We start from the raw sequence: 24,986 nt of genomic DNA, 5'->3' as shown, positions 1-24,986 counted from the left end.
TCGACACACCCCTCGGCTAACGCCTCGGACCGGCTCAACCAACGAGATGACCGCCGGTCGAGTAGGGCGAACGAAGTGAGTCCCGTATCGAGACCTCCGCAGCCGCGGACGGTCGGTCAGCGCGCGGCAGTGGCTCCGGACTCGAGGGCGGCGCGGTCGACGGCGCTCACCAGGTAGGTCCCCTCACCCGGCTGTGGGTCCGTCCACGTCTGATGCGCGCTGGGCCCGTCCGCGACCGTCGCCACCAGGTACCGCGCGTCGGCGAGGTCGCACGGCCGCGGCGTACCACTCGGCACCCGGTAGATCGCGTACGACGTCGCGCCAGGCGTGGCGACCCAGGTGACCCGGCCGCCGGTCGCGCGGACCACCACCGGTTCCCGCGGCGCGCCCGGCACATCGTCCAGCCAGGGCGCGGCCGGCGTCAGCGCGGGCCGGGTGTACCAGGTGTCGTTCAGCAGCGAGGTCGCCCCGAGCCGGTCGGCGCGCACCTGCACGGCGGAGAAGTAGATGTTGCCCTGCACCTGCGGGTAGCGGGTGTTGAACTCCAGGTGCGACGAGAGCTCGCCGGGGTTGCTCCACTTCGGGTCGGCGTTCGCGGCCACCTTGTACGTCGCCTGCCCGATGTAGAGCCGCACCCGCGTGCCGGTCACCTGACGCGCCCACCAGTCGGTGACCTTCTCGTAGTCGGCCGCCGCGAAGCCCCGCGACCAGTAGACCTGCGGAGTGATGTAGTCCAGCAGCTCCTCGCGGACCCATTTGCGGGTGTCGGCGTACAGGTCGTCGTACGTCTGCGCACCCGCGGTGGTGTCAGAGCCCTCCGGGTCGGTCGCCTTGTTGCGCCAGATCGCGAACGGCGAGACGCCGAGCTCGGTGTGCGGCCGGATGCGGCGGATGCCGTCGCGGACCTCGCGCATGAACGTCGTCACGTTGCTGCGGCGCCAGTCGGCGAGGCTCATGCCGTTGCCGTACTTCGCGTACTCCGCGGAGTCGTCGAACGTCTGGCCGGCGACGGGATACGGGTAGAAGTAGTCGTCGAAGTGCACGGCGTCGATGTCGTACTTGCGGACAGCGTCCATGATCGCCTCGACCGAGTAGCGCCGCGCGTCCGGGTTGCCGGGGTTGTAGTAGAGCTTGCCGCCGTACGCCTTGATCCAGTCCGGGTGCTGGCGGGCAGGGTGGTTCGGGGCGAGCGCGTTCACGTTGGTGTCCATCGAGACGCGGTACGGGTTGAACCACGCGTGCAGCTCGAGGTTGCGCTGGTGGGCCTGGGTGACGGCGAAGCCCAGCGGGTCCCAGCCAGGATCCTGGCCCGCGACGCCGGTGAGGTACTTCGACCACGGCTCGTACGCCGACGGCCAGAACGCGTCGGCGGTCGGACGGACCTGCAGGATCACGGCGTTGTGCCGCTGCTTGACCGCCAGGTCGAACCACGCGAGCAGCTCGTCCTTCTGCTGCTGGACGGACAGCCCGGGCTTGGACGGCCAGTCGATGTTGGTGACGCTCGCGACCCACATGGCCCGCAGGTCGCGCTTCGGCGTGGTCGGCTGGGTCGGGCAGGCGCCGGGCTGTGGCTGCGGTACGACGACCGGCCGGGCGGGCGCCGTACCGGGGGGTGCGTCGGCTCGGGCGGACGTGACGCCGGTGGCGGCGAGCAGCACGCAGGCCAGGGCGATCAGGACGGAACGCAACGACTTCGGCATGACGCGCCTCCGGGGTGATGGCAATCGTTACCGCGATATGCGCACACTCTGGCACAGATTGCCCCGCTTCTCGGCAAATCCTGGCCACCCGTACAGCCATGCGTGTGCCGACCACCAGCTTTCGCCGCGCTCCGGCACATCCTGGCCACCCGTACAGCCATGCGTGTGCCGGCGACCAGCTTTTGCCGAGGGGGGTCAGAGCCAGGAGACGTGGTCGCGCAGCAGGGCGTACCCGACGAAGGCGATGATGTCGAGGACGGCGTGGGTGATCACCAGCGGCAGCACCCGGCGGGTCCGCAGGTAGACCAGCCCGAGGATCAGGCCCATGACGATGTTGCCGACGAACCCGCCGAAGCCCTGGTACAGGTGGTACGTACCCCGGATCAGCGCCGACCCCAGCACGACGTGCGACAGCCGCCAGCCGGCCTGCGTCCACCGCGTGTAGAGATAGCCGACCATGACGACCTCCTCCAGGACGGCGTTCTGCACCGCGGACAGCAGCAGCACCGGCAGGCTCCACCAGTGGTGGCCCAGGTCGGCGGCGACCACCTGGGTGTTGAGCCCGGCCGCGCGCGCGATCAGGTAGAGGCCCAGCCCCGGGATGCCGATGAGCGCCGCGAGGCCGAGCCCCCACGTCAGATCCGTACGGACGTGATGGCGGTCGAGGCCCAGATACGTTGCGGGAGAACGCATCTCGCGATGGAGCAGGTGGAGAGCCAGCAGCACCGGCACCAGCGCGAGCGCGATACCCGTGAGCTGGTAGGTGAGGTCGAGCCAGGACTGCCGCGCCTGACTGACGTTGAGCTGCGATGCCTGCTGGTTCAGCGGACGGCTGTCGGCAAGGCGCCGCAGGATCGTCAGGACGGAGTAGATCGCCGACGCGCCGAGGCCGACGCCCAGCACGAGCCAGGTCTCGTGGAGCAGCCGTCGTCGGTCGAGCGGTGTCGCCGGGACCGCCAGCGGACCGTCCGGCCACCACGACCGCATCGGGGTCAGCGGTCGGTCGCGCAGGCTCATGCGCCTCATTCAACCCGCCCTCCCTCGACGGAGCCTGACCGACCGGCCGGCCATCACCCTCGCGCGAGTCTCGACTGTCCGGCCCGACACGGGGTGCCGAGCAGACGAGATTCGCGGGCAAGGCGAAGAGGCCGGCGTGCCATACGGCCACCGACCCCTGCGCCTCTCCGGCGTTTCTCAGCCGTCCCGGGCCGCTCCGACTCAGCGCCGGCGGTGGTCCCAGTGCCGGAACCCGGCCGCACGCGCGGACTCCTCGTCCTTGAACCACACCTCGGCGACCGTCGCGCGGAAGCCCGGGCTGTCGGAGGTGTGGAAGAGCATCGAGTCGGAGTTGCCCTTGACGGTGTACTCGTCCGACGGCGGCGCACCGCCCTCCTTCGGCGAGGCGGCCGCCGGGCCGAACTGCTCGGTCATCGGGTCAGGCTCAGCGGCCGGAGCCTCCGTCGGCTGAGCAGCAGGGGCCGTTGCCGGCTCCGCAGCGAGTGCCGCGGTGCCGCTCGCCGTACTCGCGTCCTTCGGTGCGTCCGCAGCCGGTCCGGAAGGTGAGCCCGACCGACCCGTACGGCGCTTCTTGCGGTCCCAGTGCGCGAACCCGGCACCGGTCGCCGCGGCCTCGTCCTTGAACCACACCTCGGGCCTGGTCGCCTCGTAGCGCGGGCTGTCCTGGGTGTGGAACAGCATCGAGTCGGCGTTGCCCTTGATGACGTACTCGCTCGACGGCGCCGAACCGTCCTCCTTGGGCGAGGCCGCACCTGCACCGAAGCGCGCCACCATCGGGTCCTGCTCGTCCGCCACCCGCCGCGCGGCATCGTGCCCGCGGCTGCTGCCGGAACCGGCTCGAGCTGCGGCCGCACTGGGCGTGGTGGGCCGAGCGTCGGCGGAGGCTGCCGCTGCTGCGGCCGCTGGAGCCGCGGTCGTCGGCGCCTGAGTCGCCGGCTCGGCCGGGACGTCGGTCGCGGACCCGGCGGTCGCCTGCTCGCCGGCGCCTCGCTCACGGTCGGGGTGAGCACGCGCGACCGGGATCTCACCGGTCGGTGCGTCGTGGTCGACCGGGTCCTTCTCGTGCCGCGGCACGACCGGGACGGCCTCCGTCGGTGCGTCGTGCTGGTCGCCCCTGATGGTCTTGTCGGCGTTCTCGTCCCGGTCGTCGTGAGCCTCGTGACGTCCGACGGCCGCAGCACCTGCCGCCGCCGCCGTACCCGCAGCAGCCGTGCCCGTCATCGATGCGCCGCCGGAGGACGCACCCGGCCGATCGGCGTCCGCCTCCTGGTCGTACAGCTCGGTGTCGCGCTTCTTCGCGGTCGACTTGCGAATGTCCGGGGAGGGCGTCCGCGCCGGCGTGGCCTTCGCCGCTGGAGCCGGCCGGTCGGCGTCGGCCTTCTTCGCCACCGGAGCGGCCGCTGCCGCAGCGGTCGGCTGCGGGGCCGTCGTGTCCGCCCGCGCGTCCTCGCGCTTCGCGACGTCCTCGCGCTTCGTGACCTCCTCGCGCTTGTCGGTCGCCCGCTCGGCGTCGGCCCGCTTCGCACCGACCACACCGGCACCCGCAGCGCCGGCACCGACCGCCGTCGCGGCACCGCCGGAGCGCGCGTCGCGCCCGGCGTCACGATCACTCCTGACGTCGCGATCGGCATCTCGGTCCGTCCGGACGTCGCGATCGGTGCGCGCCCGCGCGCGCGGCAGCTCCCGGCGCACCTTGTGCACCATCCACAGCCAGGTGAGGATCGCGCCCAGCAGGAAGCTGAGCAGGATCCACGGCCACTCCCTACCCCAGAGCCACCCCATCAGGATCGACCTCCCCTGTCCTCGACGGCCTCGTCGATCTCGGCGAACGCCTCACGCTCGGTCGGGACCAGCAGAGTGACCAGCAGCCACGCCACGAGCGCGCCGACGACGAACGCGATCAGCATCCAGAACCAGCTCTGCGCGAACAGCCAACCCATGTCAGCCTCCCTGAACCGTGATGTCGACGCGACGATTGGCCTCGCGCCCGGCCGCCGTGGCGTTGCTGGCGATCGGCTTGGCCTGGCCGTAGCCGGTCGCGGTGACGGCGTCGGCGCTCACGCCCTGCCGCCCGAGGTACGCCCGCACGGCGTTCGCGCGGCCCTGCGACAGGCGCAGGTTGTTGGCCGGCGTGCCCGTGCTGTCGGTGTACCCGGCCACGGAGACCTTGGCGTCCGGGCAGGCCTTGATCGCGTCGGCGACCTGGTTCAGCGTCGAGCGGGAGCGGACGGCGAGCACGGTGGAGTTGTCCGCGAACGTCGGCTTGTCGTCCTTGATCAGCGCCATCACCGTGGCGTTGACCTTGCTGCAGTCCGCGGCACCGGCGGCACTCTTGACGGTCAGCTGGTTGTCGACGGTGACGCCGGGGAAGTCAGCCGTGGCCTTGTCGCCGGCGGCCTTCTTCGTGGCGTCGTCGGCGACCTGGCCGGTGAGGGTGACGCTCTTACCGTCGTACGCGAGCTTCGCGCCGTCGGCCGTGGGCAGGGCGCTCAGGCCCTTGGCCAGCTGCGCCGCGTCGGGAGCGGGCGCCCCGCTCCGGACGGTGACCTGGTCCACGACCGTCTTGTCGCCGGCGGCCTTGCGCGCCGCGGCGACGACGGCCTGCTTCGTGGCGTCGTCCGGGACGACGCCCTCGACGACGACCGAGTCGCCGTCGTTGGTCAGCGTGAACGTCCCGCTGCCGGCGGGGGCGGCACTGGACGAGGGCGACTCGGACGAGGTCGCCGACTCGCTGCTCGACGGAGAGCTGCTCGCCGACTCGGTGCCCGCCGATCCGCCGGCCGACTCGCTGCTCGACGGCGAGGGGGACTCGGTGGCAGACGCGGTCGGGGAGGCCGACGGGGCGCCGGCTGCCGCCGCGCCGCCCTTCACGTCCGCGGCTCGTACGCCGTCGACGCCCTCGACGACCTTCTTGGCCTTGGCGGCGTCGGCCCCCGCGGGGAGGCTGATCGTGCCGTCGCGGCCGCTGAAGTCGACGTCGGCGCCGGTGATGCCCTGACCCTCGAGGGCCTTTCGCGAGGCGGACGTCAGATCGTCCTCGATGCCGCCGCGGCCGATGAACGAGGCGAGCGCGGCGAGCAGCAGCGGCACGGCCAGCAGGGCGAGCCACCACCATCCGCCGATGTTGCGACGTGCGCGTCGCGTGACGGTGTCGTACTCGGTGCCCTGACCTCCGGAGGTGGACGCCGTCGCGCCCTCACCGTCCCCGGAGCGGTCGGCGTTGCCTCGCGACTGCGCGTCGCCTGTCGGGTCCACTGCGATCTCCTCCGGTGCTCAACGGAATCCAGCACACGGAACCTATGCCCCGCGTCAGCCCTGGCGACTCTCGAGAACGACAACTCGCGGTGAACATGTGGCACTCACCGAGACACTGCCGCACTCACGACTCCTGCCACCGTTCATCATGTCGGCTCCGGATCGCGGTGTCGACGTTGGACGTACGCGAGTCTCCGCGGCCGGAAAGGTGTTCAGCCAGTCGGCGACGTGGTGCGTCAGGCGGCGATGCGCGCGAACGGCACCGCCTGCTCGATCTGCAGCGCTGCCCCCAGGAGAAGAGCGTCGGCGCCCCGACGGGCCGACAGCATCGTCCCGACCGGTCGGCCGTCGCGAGTCTGCCCGGTGGGCAAGGAGATCGACGGCGCGCCGGTCGCGTTGTGCAGCGGCGTGAAGCCGCAGTAGTCGAGCACCCGGCTGAAGCACTCCTCCCAGGGCAGACCCGGATCGAGGTACCCCAGCCTCGGGGTCGTGTGCGACAGGACCGGCGAGAGCACGAGATCGACATCACCGAAGGCGCGTTCGTACTGCCGCCCCGATGCGGCTAGCCGGGGCAGGTAGATCGGTGCCCGCCACAGGTGCGAGCGTCCGAAGGAGGCGAGCCCGCGCGTGATCGGCTCGAGGGACGAGGCGTCGAAGTCCTTGCCGAACATCCGCTTCCCGGAGTCACGCACCGACATGGCGAGCAGGCACCAGTAGTCGATGAAGTCCTGCCGGAATGACGCCGGGATCTTGGGGTCGTACGGCTCGACGTGGTGGCCCAGCCCTTCGAGCGTGTGCGCGAGCTGTCCGACCGCAGTACGGGTCTCGTCGTCGGTCGCCGGCGCGAACGGCGAGTCGTACGTGACGCCGATGCGCAAGGGTCGGTCGAGCGGCCGGTCGACGTGCCCGACCGGTGGGAGATGCTTGTTCTGGTACGTCTCCTCCGCCTCGGCGTAGAAGAGCGCGGTGTCCCGCACGGTCCGGGTCAGGACGCCGTCGGAGACGATCCGTACGGGCATCGCGGCCGCCGACTCCCCCAGCCGCAGCCGCCCGCGCGTCGGCTTCAGCCCCACCAGGCCGCAGGCGGCAGCCGGGATGCGGATCGAGCCGCCGCCGTCGTTGCCGTGCGCCATCGGGACGACACCGGCCGCGACGTACGCCGCCGAGCCGCCCGACGATCCGCCGGCGGAGTACGCCGGGTTCCACGGGTTGTGCACGACGCTGCCGTCCGCGCGCTCGGTCGTCGGGATCCAGCCGAACTCGGGCATCCGCGACGTGCCGATCGGGATCACGCCCGTGTCCAGGATCTGCCGGACGACCTTGCCGTCGCCGGTCTGCGGCCGCAGCGGCATCGCGTGCGAGCCCTCGGTCATCGGCAGGCCGCCGACCAGGACGTTGTCCTTGAACAGGCTGGGTACGCCGGCCAGGCCGCCGGTGCGTCCGGACCGGGCGCGGTCGCGCGCCCGGTCGAAGTCGGGGTGCTCGAGCGCGGTCAGCCGCGGCTCGACCACGCCACTACGGGCGATGGCTGCGTCCACGGCCTCCTCGGCAGAGATCTGCCGGGTGCGGATCAGCTCGGCGACGCCGGTGGCGTCGTGGTCGCCGAGCACGTCGTCGGTGTAGGCGTGAATGCGTGTGGTGACCCCGGGCTCGTTCATACCCGGCGAAGTTACTCCTCGGTCACCTCGCAATGGTCCCCGGGCGCGCGGCCGTCTCACCAGAGGGACGCCGGGCACGCCGCAGGGCCGCCCGGTCGACGGACGGCCCTGCGGGTGAGTGCGACGGACGAGCCGGAGTCAGACCGCCGGCGGGGCGTCGGGGCCGGGCTGGCCGAACGACGGACCGTCGAACGTCGGGGCGCCGAGCTCGGCGCCCTTCGGGTCGGCACCGTGGGCGTTCGGGCCCTGGTGACCGGCCTGCGCCCAGAACACGATCAGGACGATGCCGCCGAACGGGATCAGACCGATCAGCAGCCACCAGCCGGACCGGTTGGTGTCGTGCAGGCGACGCACCTCGAGCGCGAGCGTCGGGATCAGCGCCGCCAGCATGTAGAGGCCGGTGAGCGCGCCGTAGGGGATGCCCTCCGGAGCCAGGCCGAGGACGTTGTCGAGGACGGCGAGGACGATGGCGACGACGAGGTGGACCAGCATGAACTGCCAGAACTCCTGGCGCCGCGCGCGTCCGTTGAACTGGGCGTACTTCTTGAACGCGCCCAGGTAGTTGTTGAGCATGTCGCAGACCTCCAGGTGGCGACGAGGGAACGGTTTGGCCCGGAGCATGATGGACCGGGCCACCGTCGGCAACCGGATTCGTCGAAACCGGGGTGCACGTGAGGAATTGCGCCGTCCTCGGACGGCGTCAGTCGGGTTCGACCAGACGGCGCCGCAGCCGTTCCAGGTCGTCGTCGGACCAGCCGACCCCGTGCAGCCACTCCGGCACCGAGCCGGCCGTGCGGCGTACCGCCTCGAGCAGCCGAGGGATGGTCTCGGGGTCGGGGACGTGGTCGGACAGCGGCCGGCCGCGCAGGTTGTCGGCGTACGCGGGTACGGCGGCGAGGCGTTCGACGATCCGCTCGATCCGCTCGGTCGTCGCGACGTAGTCGGCGGTGATGTCCTCGTCGCTCACCCCGGCCACCGACAGCGCGAGGGCGACGACGGTGCCCGTACGGTCCTTGCCGGCGGCGCAGTGGACCACGGTGGCGCCCTCACTGCGAGCGACGACGTCGAGCGCGCCCGAGACCGAGTCGGGACGCTCCGCCAGGTAGCCCAGGTAGTGGCTCGTCCAGTGGTTGGCGTCGCGCTCCTCCTCGACCCGGTCGTGCCACGGCAGGACGAGGGCGTCCTCGACCGCGACGTCGTCGTCGGCGAACAGCGAGTGGTGGTGGTGCGTCAGAGAGGTGACCCGGGTGAGCGGGCCGGGACCGGTGAGCCGCAGCTCGACCTGGCTGCGCAGGTCGACGATGTCGGAGACGCCGTGCGCCAGGAGCGTCGTGATGTCCTTCGGCGAGAGCTCCTGCAGGTTGTCCGACCGCAGCAGCCGGCCGGGTTGGACCTGCCCACCGTCCTCGGTGGGAATGCCGCCGACATCCCGCATGTTGGCGGCGCCATCGAGGTCTATCCACGCTGGAGTCGTCACCCCCGAAGCCTAAGCCGTGCCGCTGCGGCCGATACCGTGGTCCGGGCGCGAGTGCCGGTGCACGCCGGCGGAGGGGGCTCGCGCACGCAGATCCGGCTCCGACGACTGGAGGGACGTCGATGGCTTCGCCACGCGCTGCCGACCTCGCCGACGCGCTCGCGTCGATGCGCCGGCAGCAGCCGCTCACGCACTGCCTCACCAACATCGTCGCCGCGCCGTGGACGGCCAACGTGCTGCTCGCCGCCGGCGCCGCTCCGGCGATGGTCGACAACGCGCACGAGGCGGCGGGGTTCACGCAGGTCGCGAGCGCCGTCCTGGTCAACCTCGGCACGCCGTACGACGACACCAGTGCGGCGATGCGGGTCGCGGCGAGCGCGGCCGCCGAGCACGGCACGCCATGGGTGCTCGACCCGGTCGCCGTCGGCGGACTGCCCTGGCGTACGGAGCTCGCCGCCGAGCTGCTCGACGCTCGGCCCGCGGTCGTGCGCGGCAACGCGTCCGAGGTGCTGGCGCTCGGCGGAGGTGGCGGCGGCCGCGGTGTCGACTCGACCGACGACCCGGCCGCAGCGATGGACGCCGCGCGCGCGCTGGCCGGTGAGCACGGCTGTGTGGTCGCCGTCAGCGGCCCGGTCGACCACCTCACCGACGGTGACACCATCGTCCGGGTGGCCAACGGGCACGAGTGGCTCACCCGGGTGACCGGAGTCGGCTGCGCGCTCGGCGCGCTGATGGCTGCGTACGCCGGGTCGGTCGACGACCGGCTGACCGCAGCGGTCGCCGCGACGGCGCACCTGACGGTCGCCGCGGACGTAGCGGCCGAGACCACCCGCGGGCCGGGCTCTTTCGCCGTGTCGCTGCTGGACGAGCTCGCGATCCTCATGCCGAGGACGCTCGCCGAACGAGTGAGGCTGTCATGACCCGTACGCCGCTGGACCTGCGCCTGTACCTCGTCACCGACACCGACATGTGCGGCGACCACGGCCTCGTCAGGACGGTGCGTGAGGCGGTCTCCGGCGGGGTCACGGTCGTCCAGCTGCGCGACCCGGACGCGTCCGACGACGAGCTCGTGGCCCTTGGCATGCTCGTCCGAAAAGGCCTGGAAGGCACCGGGATTCCGCTGATCGTCAACGATCGCGTCCACTTGGTGAAGCAGATCGGTGCCGACGGCGCCCACATCGGGCAGGACGACCTCCCGGTGCCCGAGGCGCGGTCGATCCTGGGCAGCTCGGCCTACCTCGGGCTCTCGGTCCACAACCACGAGCAGCTGATGACCGCCCGCGAGAACGACTGGGACCTGGACTATCTCGGCGTCGGACCGGTCTGGCGGACCACGAGCAAGGCCGATGCGGAGGCGCCGATCGGTGTGTCGGGTCTCAAGGCCGTCGCGTCCGACAGCCCGTGGCCGTGCGTCGCGATCGGCGGCGTCAACGCCCGTCGGACGGGTGGCCTGTCCGCCTCCGGTGTCGCTGGCGTCGCGGTGATCTCCGCGATCTGCGGGCAGCCCGACCCCGAGACGGCGGCCTTCGCCCTGCGCGCGGCCTGGGAGGAGTCGCCGTGAGCGGTGCCCCGGTGGCGTTGTCCGTCGCGGGCAGCGACCCGTCGGGAGGTGCGGGCATCCAGGCCGACCTCAAGACGTTCAGCGCGCTCGGGGCGTACGGCTGCGCGGCGGTCACCGCCCTCACCGCGCAGAGCACCCAAGGCGTCACCGGGGTGCACGTCGTCCCGGCACCGTTCGTCCGCGAGCAGGTCGAGACCCTGATCGCGGACATCGCGCTCGACGCCGTGAAGATCGGGATGCTGGCGACCGCCGAGGTCGCGGACGAGGTCGGCGGGCTGATCCGACGCGGTCTCGGCGCGCCGGTCGTGCTGGACCCGGTGATGGTCTCGACCAGCGGCTCGCGGCTGCTGGACCAGGACGCCATGGACGCCGTACGCCGGCTGGTCCCGCTCGCGGACGTCGTCACCCCGAACCTGCACGAGGCGGCGGCCCTGCTGGACGCGCCCGTCGCGACCGACCCGGCCGAGATGCGGGCGCAGGCGGAGCAGCTGCACACCCGGGTCGGCGCCCGCCGGGTGCTGCTCAAGGGCGGCCATGCCACCGGCGACGACGCGGTCGACGTGTGGTCCGACGGTGACCGCGTCGTCGAGCTGAGCCGGCCGCGCATCCACACCGAGAACACGCACGGCACGGGCTGCTCGCTGTCCTCGGCCATCGCGGCGCTGCGACCGGCACACGACGACTGGCTGCCGGCGGTACAGGCGGCGAAGGCGTGGCTGACCGGTGCCCTGCGCGCGGCGGACCGGCTGTCGGTCGGCCACGGGCCGGGCCCGATCCACCACTTCCACGCGCTCTGGCCGGTGGACCACCCGGCCGAGTAGGCGACCCGGTCGCCCACCCGACCGGGTCGCCTCCTCGACCGGCGGGAGTCGGACTCGCCCTGACCCCGGCACGACAGCGCCCTGCTCGACCGGCGGACCGGTCGAGCAGGGCGATGGTGTCGAGCGGGTGCTGGTCAGCCGGTGACGACGATCGGACCGGTCGCCGTCGCGGAGGGCGTCGTACCGCTGCCACCCTTCGGCGCAGCGCACCAGCGGGACATCCGGTCCGCCTTCGAACCGCCGGAGGAGGACACCGCCACGACCTCCGGGGCCCGGGCAGCCGACTCGACGTAGACGTGGATGGAGAAGTCGAGGGACCCGGCGTGCCAGCTCAGCGGGACGAGCACCCGCGAGTCGCCGTCCGCCTCGATGTGGGCCTTGACCTGCTTGCCGTCGGCGGCCTTCAGGACGACCAGGTAGCTCTGCCGCCCCTGGTCCGGCGTGGTCAGCCGCACGGTCGTGGTCCGCAGGCCGGTGTCCTCACTCATCACCGGGGTGCAGTAGCCCGGGAACACCTCCAGCAGGTAGCCGTTCGCGCGAGCGCTCACACCCTTGGCGTTCGGGCCGGGGTCGATGCGCGAGCCCGGGTCCTCGTCGACCGGGCCGTTGCCGACCGTGACCTTGCGGGTCGTCGTGACCGCGGTGCCGCCCTTGTCACCGCAGTACGCGGCCTTGAGCGTGATCGTGTAGGTGCCGGGCTTCGCGTAGGTGTGCGTGAACGGGTCGAAGTCCTCGTCGATGTGCGCGAGCGAGTGCTTCGGGTTGCATGTCATGGGTCCGCCGTCGGTGCCGCCCTGCGTCCCGTCGCCCATGTGCCACTCGGTCCACAGCGTCTGCGCCGGAGCCCCATCGCCCGCGCGCACAGACCCGTACACCCTTTCGTCGACGGTGACCGTCAGACCGTCGACCTTCGTCGACGCGGAGATGCGCAGCTCGGCCTTGGACTTCTCCGCCGGCTTCGAGGAGCTGCTGGAGTCCGAGCTCTGCTTCCCATCAACGCTGTTCGAGGACGGCGCGTCGGAACTGGTCTCGTCGGTCGGCATCGCGGCGGTCGGTGTGGCCATCGGCGAGGCGGTCGATGTCGTAACGGTCGAGCCGGCTCCGGCGGCGAGAGCGCCCGTGGCGTGTGTGCCGGTCGAGGCCAGTGCGAGGCCTCCGACCGCGACCAGACCGACGACGGCGCCGAGCAACGTGTTTCGCATGTCCTTCATGGTGATTTCCCCGAATCTCCGAGGTACTCGGCTCGGCCCCCTGCTCCGCCGCCGTACAACCGTGAAGACGCGCGATGAGCGCGCAGGTTGCACGGAGGTGGGAGGGATTTTCGCAGCGGTCAGCGGACGGGATGCGGCTTGCGTAGAAGGGGCGGGAGGTACGCCGCGCCGGGCGCTCGGTCGTCCTCGGCGGCCTGGTCGTCCGGGTTGCTGAACGCACACGTCTTCAGCGAGAGGCAGCCGCATCCGATGCAGTTCTCCAAACCGTCGCGCAGCCGCTGCAACGCCTTGATCTGCTCGTCCAGACGACCGCGCCAGTGATGCGAGATGCGTTCCCAGTCAGCGCGATTCGGCGTACGACCGTCCGGTAGCCGGTCGAGCTCGGCGCGGATCTCCTCCAGCGACAAGCCGACGTTGCTGGCCGCTCGGATGAAGGCCAGCCGGCGCAGGACGCTGCGCTCGTAGCGGCGCTGGCCCCCGGCGCTGCGCGTTGCGGCGATCAGACCCTGGCTCTCGTAGTAGCGCAGTGCGGACGCGGCGAACCCGCTGCGGTGCGCCACCTCGCCGACGGGCAGGCGGTCGTGCATGTCGATCTGAATCACCTCTTGACCTCAAGTGAACTTCAACTTGAACGATGCCTGAAGACGACATCGATCGCAAGGGAGAGGCCCCATGCCTGTCGCACTCATCACCGGAGGCTCGGCCGGACTCGGCCGCGCTCTCGTCCGGGCCCTGGCCGACGAGCACTGGCACGTCATCACCGACGCCCGCGACGCCGACCGGCTGCGCGCTGCCGTCGACGGACTGCCGGACGTCACCGCCCTCGCCGGCGACGTCACCGACGCCGCCCACCGGGACGCACTGGTCGCGGCGGTCGAAGCCGCCGGCGGGATCGACCTGCTCGTGCACAACGCCAGCACGCTCGGTCGCCTACCGATCAGACCGCTGCGCGAGACCACCGTCCCCGAGCTGCGGGAGGTCTGGCAGACGAACATCGGGGCACCGCTCGTACTCACCGGCGTGCTCCTGCCGTACCTGACCGCCTCCCGTGGGGTGGTGCTGTCGATCTCGTCCGACGCGGCGATCGAGCACTACGAGACGTGGGGGCTGTACGGCGCCAGCAAGGCCGGCCTGGACCACGTCACTCTGACCTTCGCCGCCGAGAACCCCGGCATCACCGCCTACGCCGTCGACCCCGGCGACATGCGCACCCGGATGCACCAGGACGCCTTCCCCGGGGAGGACATCTCCGACCGCCCGCTGCCGGAGACCGTCGTCCCCCACCTGCTCGGCCTGCTCGACGCCCGGCCTGCGTCGGGCCGCTACAAGGCGGCCGACTTCCCGCCCCTCGCCGGCCGAGCCGACGCGCCCGCCCCGACCGAGGCCTACCGAGACCAAGGAGCCAGCGTATGACCCTGCTCACCGATCACCCGACCACCCGGTTCAGGTCGCCCGACGACACGACGGCGCCCGCCCCGGCAGAGGCCCATGGGCTCGCGCGCGACGCCGTACGGCTCATGGTCGCCTCGTCGCACGGGATCACGCACGCGCGGTTCCGGGACCTGCCCGACCACCTCGCGCCCGGCGACCTCGTGGTGGTGAACAACTCCGCCACCATCGCCGGCCAGGTGGACGGGCATCGCGCCGACCACGGCCCGGTCGTGGTGCACGTCGCGACACCGCTGGACGACGGCAGCTGGGTGGTCGAGCTGCGGTCGGCGCCGGACGCCGCCTCGCCCGTGCTGGACGCCGCGCCGGGCGAGCACGTCGAGGTCGGTCGGCTCGTTCTCACGCTGCTGGCGCCGTACCCGGCCGAGGGCTCGTCACCCACCGGCGCCGGCAACCGGCTCTGGCGCGTGGCGGCGGACGGCGATCTCGCTGACACACTCGCACGGGAGGGGCGGCCCATCTCGTACGGGTACCTCGACCGGCACTACCCGCTGTCGGCGTACCAGTCGGTGTTCAGCACGATGCCCGGATCGGCCGAGATGCCCTCTGCTGGGCGGCCTTTCACGGATGCGCTCGTCACTCGCCTCATCGCCGGAGGAGTCGGCGTCGCGCCGATCACCCTGCACACCGGGGTGTCGTCGCAGGACGCCGGCGAGGCTCCGCAGCCGGAGCGGTTCGAGGTGCCGGAGACGACGGCGCGGCTGGTGAACGCCGCTCGTGCCACGGGCGGCCGAGTGGTCGCGGTCGGAACGACGGTCACGCGGGCGCTGGAGTCGGCGGTCAGGCCCGACGGCCGGGTCGTCGCCGCCCGCGGATGGACCGAGCGGGTCATCTCGCCGTCCGACCCGGCGCGCGTCGTGGACGGCCTGATCACCGGCTGGCACAACCCCGAGGCGTCCCACCTGCTGCTGGTGGAGTCCATCGCGGGCGCGGGGCTGACCCAGGCGGCGTACGACGCGGCCGTGGACGAGGGGTACCTCTGGCACGAGTTCGGCGACTCCGCCCTGCTCCTCCCCTGAGCGAGTCCCGGCGCCGCCGCCGAGGTAACTGAGTCACATGAGTCTGACCGCCTTGCAAGGGAGACAGACTCATGTGACTCAGTTGCCTCGGCAGGAGGGGCAGGCGGGTCGGGGGGCGCACGTCGGCGGCGGCCCGAATTGAACGGTGTTCAGGAGATGCGGCAGGATGGCCGCCGTGACTGCGACCACCACGACGACGTCGATCATCGACCGCGCCCGCGAGCAGGTCCTCGAGCAGGGCGTCGCACTCGACCAGGGCCAGATCCTGGAGGTGCTGCAGACCTCGGACGAGGAGCTGGAGGCCCTGCTCGCCCTCGCTCACGAGGTGCGGATGCGCTACAACGGCCCCGACGTCGAGGTCGAGGGCATCGTCTCGCTGAAGACCGGCGGCTGCCCGGAGGACTGCCACTTCTGCAGCCAGTCCGGCCAGTTCACCTCGCCCGTACGGTCGGTGTGGCTGAACATCCCCGAGCTGGTCCGCGCGGCCGAGCAGACCCGGGAGACCGGCGCGTCGGAGTTCTGCATCGTCGCCGCCGTCCGCGGTCCGGACGAGCGGCTGATGACGCAAATGCGGGAGGGCGTCGCCGCGATCCGCGCCGCCGTCGACATCAACGTCGCGGCGTCGCTGGGCATGCTCACCCGGGAGCAGGTGGACGCGCTCGTCGAGATGGGCGTGCACCGCTACAACCACAACCTCGAGGCCGGGCAGTCGTACTTCCCGAAGGTGGTCACCACGCACTCGTGGGAGGAGCGCTGGGACACCTGCCGGATGGTCAAGGAGTCCGGCATGGAGCTGTGCTGCGGGGGGCTCGTCGGCATGGGCGAGACGCTGGAGCAGCGCGCCGAGCTGGCCGCCGACCTGGGCCGGCTGGAGCCGCACGAGGTGCCGCTGAACTTCCTGAACCCCCGGCCCGGCACGCCGTTCGGCGAGCTGGAGCCGATGTCGACGCCGGACGCGCTGCGGACGATCGCGGCGTTCCGGCTGGCCCTGCCGCGCACGATCCTGCGGTACGCCGGCGGACGCGAGCTGACGCTGGGTGACCTCGGTACGCGCGACGGGCTCCTCGGCGGCATCAACGCGGTCATCGTCGGCAACTACCTGACGACGCTGGGCCGTGACCCGAAGGAGGACCTGTCCCTCCTCGCCGACCTGCAGATGCCGATCAAGGCGCTGAACGAGACGCTGTGACGACGTCTCGCTGGTGGTCGCTCGGCCTCGACGCGGTGGCCGTCCCCTCCGGCTCGACGCCGATGGGGCTGAGCTCGGGGTCGAGGCCGCCTCGGCGTCATGTAGACGATGCCGGCGACGGGACCACGTGGTGCGGCTACTGCGGACAAGGCTCTGAAACCGTTGATCACCAACGCTGTACGACGATGCTCGCCCTGGAGCCACCGCGCTTCTGCTCCCGCTGCGGACGGCGGATGAAGGTCCAGGTGGTCCCGACGGGGTGGACCGCCGAGTGCTCCCGGCACGGCGTCACCACCACCTGACCGCCGCGCCGAGAGCAGGCGCCCGCTACGCCGGGGTCAGCCGGCGAGCGCCGTCCTGGACCACGAACGTCCTGTCCGTGAAGACCCGGACGTCCGCGTACGAGGCCTTGTTCACGTCGTCCACGCAGCGGAAGTCCGCCGTCAGGGCCGACGCGGTGACGGTGCAGCGGATGTAGCCGCGCCAGTTCTTGCCGTACAGCACGTCGGGCGAGGCCGAGATGTTCGGGTCGCCCTCGGTACCGCGGATGCCGGTGCTGGAGATCGAGGTCGTGATGAGCTCGGCGCCGATCGGGTCGTTCAGGTTGCTGGTCCGGCACACGTTCGCGGCGTAGTGGCGGTGCACGTCGCCGGTGAGCACGACCGGGTTCCGGACGCCGGCGGCGACCCAGCCGTTGGCGACCGCGTCCCGCTCGGGCCGGTACCCGTCCCACGCGTCGGTGTTGACGTCGCAGTGGTTGGTGGAGTTCTGCTTCGGCGAGAAGAACACCTGCTGACCGATGAGGTTCCACTGCGGCGTGTGGTCCTTGAACCCGTCCAGCAGCCACTTCTCCTGGGCGTTGCCGACGAGGGTGCGGCCGGCGTCGTCGATGACACTGCACGCGAGGGCGCCGGCCTGCTTGTCGCGGTACTGGCGGGTGTCGAGCATGTCGAACCGCGCGAGCGTGCCCCATGGGACCCGCCGGTAGGAGGCGATCGAGCCGGCGGCCGGCGGCGCCATCCGGACCGGCATGTTCTCGTACCAGGCCTGGAACGCCGCCTGCTTGCGGTCGAGCGTGGTGTCGGCGGTGTTCTCGGCGTACCAGTTGTTGCGGACCTCGTGGTCGTCGTAGACCACCAGCCAGGGCGCGGCCGCGTGCGCCGCCTGCAGCTGCTTGTCCGTCTTGTGCTCGGCGTGCCGCATCCGGTACTCGACCAGCGTGTCCACGTACGCCGAGCCGCGGCTGTCCGGGCCGGCGATCTTCGGGATGCTGCGCAGCGGCCGGATCGCGCCGGTCTCGGTGGGGTACTCGTAGATGTAGTCGCCCAGGAAGAGGATCAGGTCCGGGCGGTCCTCGGCCATCGCCTGGTACGCGTGGTAGTAGCCCTCGTCGTACCGCGCGCACGAGGCGGTGAGGAACTTCAGGCTCGCGGGCTTCGTCCCGGGCGCGGGTGCCGTCCGGGTGACGCCGACGGGTGAGGTGTACGTCGTCGTACCCGACCGGGTGTGGAAGCGGTAGTAGTACGCGGTGCCGGCAGCGAGACCGGTGACGTCGACGTGCGCGGCGTACCCACCCGCGGCGGTCGTGGTGGCGGTGCCTGACCGGACCACCGAGGCGAACCCGGAGTCCTTCGCCACCTCCCACGCGACGTCGACCGGCGCCGTACCCATACCGCCCGGCGAGGCGACCGCGAACGGGTCGACCGCGAGCCGGGTCCAGATGATCACCCGGTCGCTGAGGGGGTCACCCGAGGCGACACCCAGGGTGAACGGGTTGCCGGTGGCGGCCGCCGCCCACTCCAGCCGGCTGGACAGGAACGCCAGGCCGGCCGTGGCGCCGGTGCCGACGAGCAGGTGGCGGCGGCTGAGCCCGCTCATGCGTAGTCCCGGATGCCGCCGCTGCAGCTGCCGGCGAGGTCGGTGCTGCTGTTGCTCAGGCACACGCTGTAGGTGATGACCGCGCCCTCGGGCAGGTCGAGGTTGAGGTCGACGACGGCACCGCTGGCGCTGTTGCGGTTGTAGGCGGTCTTGGTGACTCCGTTGACCGTGTAGTGCACGGCGACCGAGTGGCCGTCGGCGACGCGGTCCTCGATGTAGAGGTGCTCACCGTTGGACTGGAACCACGCGTGGCCGGCGCAGGTGGCGTACGAGCCGGCGACGTAGGTGGTGCACTGCGAGGAGTCGGCGACCGCGGTGGTTGCCGTGGCGGTCAGGGCGGTGAGGGCCAGTGATCCACTGGCGAGGGAGAAGGCTGCCAAACGCTTCACGGGAGGGTTCCTTCCGGGCGTACGAGCGGGGCTGGGCGGGACCAGCCAAGCCCGTACGCCGGGCCCGCGGCGGGGTGGCGGACGCCCAACCGGGTGGAGCGCCGAAAGATCACCGGCGGGTCCGTGCCCGGCCACCGCCCGTACACCTACCGGCCAGACCGCGAACCCTCCGCTCAGGCGGCGGGGACGACCGCGGGCTTGTCCGAGCGGCTCAGCATCGGCGCGAGGACCGCGGTGGTCAGCAGCGACAGGACGGCCGTCACGGCCATCGACCGCGCGGCGGCCTCCGTCCCGCCCATCACCTGCGCTATGCCGCCCGCGATGGCCGCGCCGAAAGCCTGCCCCGCCATCAGGCCCATCCCCGACAGCCCGAACGCCTGCCCGCGGACGTCCTCCGGCGTGTGCCACACCAGCCGCTCCTGCAGCGGGAGCGCCGCGGGGTACCCGAACGCCGACACCGCCACCAGCACGATGACCACCGGCATCGGCGGGTCCAGTGGGAGGGCCAGGAACGGCGCGGCGAGCAGGACCCGCAGCGGCAGCACCATCCGGTCGCGGACGCCCTCGGGCACGAACCGGCCGATCACGATGTCGCCGGTCAGCATGCCGACCGCGCCCGCGGCGAACAGGTAGCCCGCGTCGTCCGAGGCGTACGGGATGAACAGCGCCTCGCACCCGACGATCAGCCCGTTCGGCACCCACATCATCAGGTAGAGCGGCAGGACGACTCGCGATCGCAGCAGCCGCTGGTTCACCTCGCGGGTGCGTGCGACGACCTTGCCGGTCGCGCGCGGCGGGTGGTCGGAGATGCCGAGCCGGACGATCACTCCGGCGACGACGTTCCCGACCGCGGCGACGGCGAACAGCCAGGACGGTGACAGCGCGGCCAGCAGGATCGCGCCCACGCCGTACCCGAGGATCTGCATCCCACCGACGGTGATGTTCATGGTGGCGCGGGCGAGGACGAACGCCTCCTTCGGCACGATGTCCGACAGCAGTGCGACGACAGTGCCCGAGGTGGCGGCGAGCGCGACGTAGCCGCCGGCGAGGGTCACGAACCGCATCCACCACGGCAGGCCGGGGATCAGCTGCAGGAGCGCGGTCGTGGTGGTGACGGCGGCGGTGAAGATCATCGCCGTACGCGGCCGCATCAGGTCCGAGGACGCCAGTAGGTAGCGGGCGGTCAGCAGCTGCACGAGCGGGCCGCCGAAGAGCGAGACCGCGGTCAGCAGCGGTGACCCCGTCTGGTCGTACATCACCGTGCCGAGCGCCAGGTTGGACACGACGACGCCGATCATCACGAAGAGGCGCGCGATGAACAGGATCCGGAACTCGCGGATGGCGAAGACGTCGCGGTAGGTGGTCATTGCGCCTACTCTGACCGGCACGGCGAAGTGGCGCCATCTCTTCGCGTGGAGGCGAAACATGGGCACATGGCAGGTCCCGGCCTCGGTGCTGGCGAACGCCCGGTTCGACGTGTCACCGATGGCGGAGGTCGTGGGCGCGCTCGGACATCTGGCGCGTGACCGCAGCCGGGGCGACCGGGCGTTCGTGGCGGCGCACGCGGAGGCGTTCGACCGGATGCTGGAGGAGCACCCGGGCCGCGCGGCGGTGGTGCAGCACCACTTCCGTCGGGGCTGGCTCGCGGACTTCCTTTCCATCCTGCCCGACCGTCCGGCGCCCGCCTTTCAGGACGAGCTCGCACTGGTGGAAGCGTTGGGAGACAGACGGATTCGCGCGGACCTGCGCGAGTCGTCGCCGTCCACGCTGCCGCGGATCCTCACCCGACCGGGCGTGACGGCGTACGCCACCGGGCTGCTGGAGTGGCTGTGGACGCACACGGTCGCGAGCGACTGGCCGCGCCGGGAGCGTGTTCTACGGGCCGACATCGTGGCGCGCACCGCCCGGCTCGCCACGCACGGCTGGGCGGGCGTCCTGCGCGACCTCGGCCGCGACCGGGAGTGGCTGGCCGGCGACGAGCTGCGCATCAACCGGTACGACTACCCGACCCGGCGGCTGGCCGACAGCGCCACGCTGGTATTCGTCCCGGTCGGCTGGTCCGCGAGCTGGGTCGGGTGGACCGAGCCCGAGCGGTACGCCGTCTACTACCCCGTCACCGGTGCCCTCGCGCCGGTCGGCGGTGCCACCGGTGGACTGACGCGGCTCGTCGGCCCCAACCGTGCCGGCATCCTCACCGCCCTCGCCGACCCCGCGAGTACGACGGCGCTCGCCGCTCGGACGGGCCTGCCCATCGGGTCTGTCGGCAACCACCTGAGGGTGCTGCTGGACAGCGGGCTCGTCCTGCGCCGGCGGTCGGGCCGGGAGGTCCTCTACTGGCGTACGGCCCTCGGCGACGGCTTGGTCGCGTCAGGCGACTGAGCCCCTTTCGCCGGTTGAGCCCACGCTCGCTGGTTGAGCCCACGCTCGCTGGTTGAGCCGGGCGAGCCCCCAGGGCGAGCCCGAGTCGAAACCAGGTGAGACGCAGGGAGACTCTCCCCGCGCGGCACCGGGTTTCGACACGGGCTCGGCTAGCGCCTCGCCCGGCTCAACCAGCGGGAGGGCGGGCTCGGCTAGCGCCTCGCCCGGCTCAACCAGCGGAAGGGGTGGGAGGCGGCGGGGCGAGCGCGAGGACGAGGTCGCGGACGGCGTCGGGGTCCAGCAGCCGATCGCCGAAGAGCTCGCGGACCTGGCCCATCCGGTAGCGGACGGTCTGGGGGTGCACGTGCAGGTCCGCCGCCACGTCCTCGCGCCGGCCCTGGTGCAGCAACCACGACCGCAGCGTCTCCGCGAGTCGCTCAGTCGTCGCGGGCGGCTGCCCGTCCAGCGGCGCCATGGCCTGCGCCCGCAGGTCCGCGTGCGCGTCGCGGTCCGCGTACAGGACGAGCGTGGCGAGGTGCTCGTCGGTGTCGACCGGCTCCCCGTCCGCCAGCCCCAGCTCGTACGCCCGCAGCGCGCGAGCGTACGAGGCGGCGGCCGACGCCCACGACCGGGACGGTCCGACGTACGCCGCGCGACCGGCCAGGAGGCGCATCAGGTGCCGCCGCCCGGGGCCGTCGGCGTCGGGGACGAGCAGGACGGCGACGGCCGGCTCGGGCATTGCGTCGTCCGGGGCGCTCAGGCACCCGGCACCGAGCCGGCCGGCGAGGGTGCCGATCCGATCGGACGGCAGGAGCACGGCCGTCACCGAGCCCGGCGGCGACCACTGCGCGCGTTCCGCGAGGGCGGTGAGCGTGTCCTCGTCCCGACCGGCGAGCAGCGCCGCGGCCAGCCGCTCCCGCCGCCTCTCCCGCACCCGCCCCTCCGCCGCGAGCTCCTCGGAGTGGCCCGCAGCGCTCGCGGCCGACAGGCCGTCGATGTAGGCGAAGACCAGCTCGGCGAGCCGGGCGAGAGCAGCCGCGTCCAGCCCGGCGGCGACGGCCGCAGCCGACATGTCACGCCAGGCCTCACGTGCGCCGACCCGGTACGCCGCCAGCAGCGCGTCCATCGACCGGCCGCTGCGCGCCTCTCCCCGGCCGAGCGCGTACGCACCGTCGATGGCGGCCTGGATCGGGGTGGACGGGTCGCCGGTCGGGCCGGCCGCCGCCAGCCGCAGGAAGCCCCCGAGCGCCTGCCGGACGGCCTGCTCGATCGTCGCCCCCATCTCACCGGCGAGCGCACCGGCGTACCCGGGGACGCCGTCGACGACAGCGGCGACGACGCGCTCGCCGACCGCGGGCAACCCCTCGGCCAGCGTCGCGATGACGTGCTCGGGGATCTCAACCCTGGGCTGCGCCGCGTGCTCCTGCATATTTGTTCGCTCCGAACAATCTCGACCGGCGACTTCACGCGCCACGGGCAAGCGATTGACCCGCAGCGACCATCAGACTAGTGGTCATGCCCGCTCCAGCACCCGCCCTCGCGTCCAGGACGACGGCCGATCCGGCCGTCCCCGGGTGGCGCCGGCACGCCTTCCGGCTGGTCAAGGCGGCCACCACCCCGCTGCTCCCGGAGGACTACGTCGACCTGTTCGACCCGCTGCGCTCGCGCACCACGCTGCGCGGCCGGGTGGTCGCGGTGACGCCCGAGACAGCCGACGCGGTGACCGTGACGATCCGCCCTGGGCGCGGCTGGCGCGGACACGTGCCTGGGCAGTACCTGCGCATCGGGGTCGACGTCGACGGCGTACGCCTGTGGCGGGCGTACTCGATCACCTCGGGTCCGCGGCGCGACGGCTGCGTCGAGGTCACCGTGAAGGCGATCAGCGGCGGAGCGGTCAGCACACACCTGGTCCGGTCGCTGCGGCCCGGGTGCGTCGTGCAGATGGAGCAGGCGGACGGTGAGTTCGTGCTGCCCGAGCGACTCCCGGACCGGGTGCTGCTGCTCACCGGCGGCAGTGGCATCACGCCCGTGATGGGCATCCTGCGTCACACCGTCGACCGACTGGACGACGTCGTCCTGCTCCACTCGGCCCCGCGGCCCGAGGACGTCATCTTCGCCGCCGAGCTTCGCCGGCTCGCTGCCGATGGTCGGATCTCGTTGCACGAGAGGCACACCGATGTGGGCGGCGTGCTCGATCCGACCGAGCTGGACGCCCTCGTACCCGACTGGCGCACGCGCGAGACCTTCGCCTGCGGACCGGCCGGAATGCTCGAAGCGCTCGAATCGCACTGGCAGCAGGCTGATCTCGCGCATCAGCTGCACACCGAGCGGTTCCGGCCGGCGCTGGCCGAGCCGGGCGAGGGTGGCACCGTCCGCTTCACCGGGCTGGACCGCGAGGTCGAGTGCGACGGCGCCCGGCCCATCCTGGACGTCGCTGAGGACGCCGGCGTCCTGATGCCGTCCGGTTGCCGAATGGGCATCTGCTTCGGCTGCGTGCTGCCGCTGCGCGAAGGCTCCGTCCGCGACCTGCGTACCGGCGAGGTGACGACCGCGAGCCCCGGCGACGGCGTCCTCGTCCAGACCTGCATCTCGGCCGCCGCCGGCCGGTGCGACCTCGACCTCTGACCGACCCCTCCCACCGGAAGGATCATCATGACTGCCCTGCAGAAGAAGGACCACAACCCGGTCGCTCACCTCACCCGCGAGGACATCGAGTCCCTCGGCCGTGAGCTGGACGCCGTCCGTGCGAGCGTCGTCGAGAGCCGCGGCACCAGTGACGCCGCGTACATCCGCCGCGTCATCAAGACCCAGCGGACGCTGGAGCTCGGCTCGCGCGCCCTGCTGCTCGCGTCGCGGTGGAAGCCCGCGTTCGTCGTCGGCACCATCGGCCTGACGGTCTCGAAGGTGCTGGAGAACATGGAGATCGGCCACAACGTCATGCACGGCCAGTGGGACTGGATGCGTGACCCGAAGATCCACTCGACCACCTGGGAGTGGGACAACGCCTCGCCCGCCGACCTGTGGAAGCACAGCCACAACGAGCTGCACCACACGTACACGAACGTTCTCGGCCGCGACAACGACCTCGGCTACGGCATCATGCGCGTCGACGAGGACCAGAAGTGGCACCCGGTCTACCTCGGCCAGCCGGTGTGGAACTTCGTCAACGCCTGCTTCTTCGAGTACGGCATCGCGGCGTACGACCTGGAGCTGGGCAAGTACTTCGCGGGCCGCAAGGACAAGGCGGTCTTCAAGCGCGACGCGACCAAGGTCGTCAACAAAATCCGCCAGCAGGCCACCAAGGACTACGTCGTCCACCCCGCGCTGGCGCTGCTCACCGGCTCGGCCCGCCGGACGCTGCTGGCGAACTACACCGCCAACCTCGGCCGCAACCTGTGGACCCACTCGGTCATCATGTGCGGCCACTTCCCCGAGGGCGTCGAGACCTTCACCAAGACCTCGATCGACGGCGAGACCCGCGGCGACTGGTACCTGCGCCAGATGCTCGGCTCCGCCAACATCCGCGGCACCAAGGCCATGCACATCGCGACGGGCAACCTCTCGTACCAGATCGAGCACCACCTCTTCCCCGACCTGCCGAGCAACCGGTACGCCGAGATCGCCCCGCAGGTGCGCGACCTCTGCGAGCGTTACGGCCTGCCGTACGTGACCGGTTCGCTGCCCCGCCAGGTCGCCTCCGCCTGGGGCAAGGTGATCCGGCTGTCGCTGCCGAACCACCTCGCGGCGCGCCTGAAGCGCCCGACCCGCCGCACGCAGGTCGAGCCGACCGCCCTCCCGTCCCGCCTCCGCGAGCCCACCGCCGCCTGACCCGCACACCGCTGGTTGAGCCGGGCGAGCCCGCTAGGGCGAGCCCGTGTCGAAACCACGCGAGTCGCGGGGAGAGTCTCCCTGCGCGTCACGAGGTTTCGACACGGGCTCGGCTGGCGCCTCGCCCGGCTCAACCAGCGGACCCACAGCCTCGCCCGGCGCAACCAGAACTGGACGCC

At 71.9% G+C, this 24,986-nt stretch carries 24 protein-coding genes; 10 read left to right on the top strand and 14 right to left on the bottom strand.

All coding sequences use genetic code 11. The features are described from left to right. Nucleotides 1-116 precede the first annotated feature (116 nt). The 8 genes from P4R38_RS16120 to P4R38_RS16085 all read right to left on the bottom strand — a co-directional run bounded on the left by P4R38_RS16120 (nt 117) and on the right by P4R38_RS16085 (nt 9,107). Complete coding sequence (locus tag P4R38_RS16120; protein ID WP_277193062.1) at nt 117-1,700, bottom strand: glycoside hydrolase family 10 protein; 1,584 nt, start codon at nt 1,698-1,700, stop codon at nt 117-119. 195 nt (nt 1,701-1,895) lie between these two features. Then, on the bottom strand, nt 1,896-2,717 hold the full coding sequence (locus P4R38_RS16115; protein ID WP_277193061.1) for a CPBP family intramembrane glutamic endopeptidase: 822 nt from the start codon (nt 2,715-2,717) through the stop codon (nt 1,896-1,898). 201 nt (nt 2,718-2,918) lie between these two features. Continuing rightward, complete coding sequence (gene arfC / locus P4R38_RS16110) at nt 2,919-4,499, bottom strand: channel accessory protein ArfC (protein ID WP_277193060.1); 1,581 nt, start codon at nt 4,497-4,499, stop codon at nt 2,919-2,921. Further along, nucleotides 4,499-4,657 carry a channel accessory protein ArfB gene (arfB, locus tag P4R38_RS16105; RefSeq protein ID WP_277193059.1) on the bottom strand — a complete coding sequence of 53 codons (159 nt, stop codon included), beginning with the start codon at nt 4,655-4,657 and terminating at the stop codon, nt 4,499-4,501. The genes arfC and arfB overlap by 1 nt, the downstream gene beginning before the upstream one ends. A 1-nt stretch (nt 4,658) precedes the next feature. Further along, nucleotides 4,659-5,972 (bottom strand): channel-forming protein ArfA/OmpATb, encoded by a 1,314-nt coding sequence (gene arfA / locus P4R38_RS16100; protein WP_277193058.1) that lies wholly within the window; start codon nt 5,970-5,972, stop codon nt 4,659-4,661. Between the two features lie 236 nt (nt 5,973-6,208). Next, on the bottom strand, nt 6,209-7,630 hold the full coding sequence (locus P4R38_RS16095; RefSeq protein ID WP_277193057.1) for an amidase: 1,422 nt from the start codon (nt 7,628-7,630) through the stop codon (nt 6,209-6,211). Nucleotides 7,631-7,768: 138 nt separating this feature from the next. Continuing rightward, nucleotides 7,769-8,203 carry a DUF805 domain-containing protein gene (locus tag P4R38_RS16090; protein ID WP_277193056.1) on the bottom strand — a complete coding sequence of 145 codons (435 nt, stop codon included), beginning with the start codon at nt 8,201-8,203 and terminating at the stop codon, nt 7,769-7,771. 127 nt (nt 8,204-8,330) lie between these two features. Beyond that, nucleotides 8,331-9,107 (bottom strand): tyrosine-protein phosphatase, encoded by a 777-nt coding sequence (locus tag P4R38_RS16085; RefSeq protein WP_277193055.1) that lies wholly within the window; start codon nt 9,105-9,107, stop codon nt 8,331-8,333. A 119-nt stretch (nt 9,108-9,226) separates the two neighbouring features. Here P4R38_RS16085 and thiM point away from each other — a divergent pair, with 119 nt between their 5' ends. Genes thiM through thiD form a run of 3 tightly spaced genes read left to right on the top strand, consistent with a single transcriptional unit; the run spans nt 9,227 to nt 11,486 of the window. Continuing rightward, nucleotides 9,227-10,024, top strand: a complete 798-nt coding sequence (thiM, locus tag P4R38_RS16080) for a hydroxyethylthiazole kinase (RefSeq protein ID WP_277193054.1) — start codon at nt 9,227-9,229, stop codon at nt 10,022-10,024. Then, nucleotides 10,021-10,665 carry a thiamine phosphate synthase gene (thiE, locus tag P4R38_RS16075; RefSeq protein ID WP_275238647.1) on the top strand — a complete coding sequence of 215 codons (645 nt, stop codon included), beginning with the start codon at nt 10,021-10,023 and terminating at the stop codon, nt 10,663-10,665. Before thiM ends, thiE begins: the two co-directional genes overlap by 4 nt. Beyond that, on the top strand, nt 10,662-11,486 hold the full coding sequence (thiD, locus tag P4R38_RS16070) for a bifunctional hydroxymethylpyrimidine kinase/phosphomethylpyrimidine kinase (RefSeq protein WP_277193053.1): 825 nt from the start codon (nt 10,662-10,664) through the stop codon (nt 11,484-11,486). Before thiE ends, thiD begins: the two co-directional genes overlap by 4 nt. Nucleotides 11,487-11,620: 134 nt before the next feature. Here the strand turns inward: thiD and P4R38_RS16065 are convergent, their stop codons facing one another. Continuing rightward, nucleotides 11,621-12,688, bottom strand: coding sequence for a PKD domain-containing protein (locus P4R38_RS16065; RefSeq protein WP_277193052.1), 1,068 nt, complete (start codon nt 12,686-12,688; stop codon nt 11,621-11,623). Nucleotides 12,689-12,816: 128 nt separating this feature from the next. Beyond that, nucleotides 12,817-13,299 (bottom strand): redox-sensitive transcriptional activator SoxR, encoded by a 483-nt coding sequence (gene soxR, locus P4R38_RS16060; protein WP_346770767.1) that lies wholly within the window; start codon nt 13,297-13,299, stop codon nt 12,817-12,819. A 70-nt stretch (nt 13,300-13,369) separates the two neighbouring features. On the opposite strand from soxR, the gene P4R38_RS16055 reads away from it, so the two are divergent. From P4R38_RS16055 to bsaP, 4 genes are all read left to right on the top strand, one after another. Continuing rightward, entirely contained in the window at nt 13,370-14,110 is a 741-nt protein-coding gene (locus P4R38_RS16055) for an SDR family NAD(P)-dependent oxidoreductase (protein WP_277193051.1), read from the top strand. Further along, nucleotides 14,107-15,165 (top strand): S-adenosylmethionine:tRNA ribosyltransferase-isomerase, encoded by a 1,059-nt coding sequence (locus P4R38_RS16050; protein WP_277193050.1) that lies wholly within the window; start codon nt 14,107-14,109, stop codon nt 15,163-15,165. The genes P4R38_RS16055 and P4R38_RS16050 overlap by 4 nt, the downstream gene beginning before the upstream one ends. Before the next feature lie 166 nt (nt 15,166-15,331). Then, nucleotides 15,332-16,354 (top strand): biotin synthase BioB, encoded by a 1,023-nt coding sequence (gene bioB / locus P4R38_RS16045; RefSeq protein WP_277193049.1) that lies wholly within the window; start codon nt 15,332-15,334, stop codon nt 16,352-16,354. Nucleotides 16,355-16,416: 62 nt separating this feature from the next. Beyond that, entirely contained in the window at nt 16,417-16,656 is a 240-nt protein-coding gene (gene bsaP, locus P4R38_RS20155) for a biotin synthase auxiliary protein BsaP (protein ID WP_457609448.1), read from the top strand. 25 nt (nt 16,657-16,681) lie between these two features. On the opposite strand, the gene P4R38_RS16040 is transcribed toward bsaP, so the two are convergent. From P4R38_RS16040 to P4R38_RS16030, 3 genes are all read right to left on the bottom strand, one after another. Next, nucleotides 16,682-18,232 (bottom strand): alkaline phosphatase D family protein, encoded by a 1,551-nt coding sequence (locus P4R38_RS16040; protein ID WP_277193048.1) that lies wholly within the window; start codon nt 18,230-18,232, stop codon nt 16,682-16,684. Next, a complete protein-coding gene (locus tag P4R38_RS16035) occupies nt 18,229-18,621 on the bottom strand; it encodes a hypothetical protein (protein ID WP_277193047.1) in 393 nt (130 codons plus the stop codon). Before P4R38_RS16035 ends, P4R38_RS16040 begins: the two co-directional genes overlap by 4 nt. A 173-nt stretch (nt 18,622-18,794) precedes the next feature. Continuing rightward, a complete protein-coding gene (locus P4R38_RS16030) occupies nt 18,795-19,988 on the bottom strand; it encodes an MFS transporter (RefSeq protein ID WP_277193046.1) in 1,194 nt (397 codons plus the stop codon). A 58-nt stretch (nt 19,989-20,046) separates the two neighbouring features. Between P4R38_RS16030 and P4R38_RS16025 the strand changes: the two genes are divergently transcribed. Then, nucleotides 20,047-21,000: an ArsR/SmtB family transcription factor gene (locus P4R38_RS16025; protein WP_277193045.1), complete on the top strand. Its 954-nt coding sequence runs from the start codon at nt 20,047-20,049 to the stop codon at nt 20,998-21,000. A 208-nt stretch (nt 21,001-21,208) separates the two neighbouring features. Here the strand turns inward: P4R38_RS16025 and P4R38_RS16020 are convergent, their stop codons facing one another. Further along, complete coding sequence (locus P4R38_RS16020; protein WP_277193044.1) at nt 21,209-22,408, bottom strand: helix-turn-helix domain-containing protein; 1,200 nt, start codon at nt 22,406-22,408, stop codon at nt 21,209-21,211. 86 nt (nt 22,409-22,494) lie between these two features. On the opposite strand from P4R38_RS16020, the gene P4R38_RS16015 reads away from it, so the two are divergent. Both P4R38_RS16015 and P4R38_RS16010 read left to right on the top strand, forming a co-directional pair. Next, a complete protein-coding gene (locus tag P4R38_RS16015) occupies nt 22,495-23,604 on the top strand; it encodes a ferredoxin reductase (RefSeq protein WP_277193043.1) in 1,110 nt (369 codons plus the stop codon). Between the two features lie 27 nt (nt 23,605-23,631). Beyond that, nucleotides 23,632-24,807, top strand: coding sequence for a fatty acid desaturase family protein (locus P4R38_RS16010; RefSeq protein ID WP_277193042.1), 1,176 nt, complete (start codon nt 23,632-23,634; stop codon nt 24,805-24,807). Nucleotides 24,808-24,986: the final 179 nt, after the last annotated feature.

The sequence above is a fragment of the Luteipulveratus flavus genome, from assembly GCF_029439465.1.
In the GTDB taxonomy this organism is placed as follows: domain Bacteria; phylum Actinomycetota; class Actinomycetes; order Actinomycetales; family Dermatophilaceae; genus Luteipulveratus; species Luteipulveratus flavus.
This window is presented reverse-complemented; position numbering and strand designations above follow the sequence as displayed.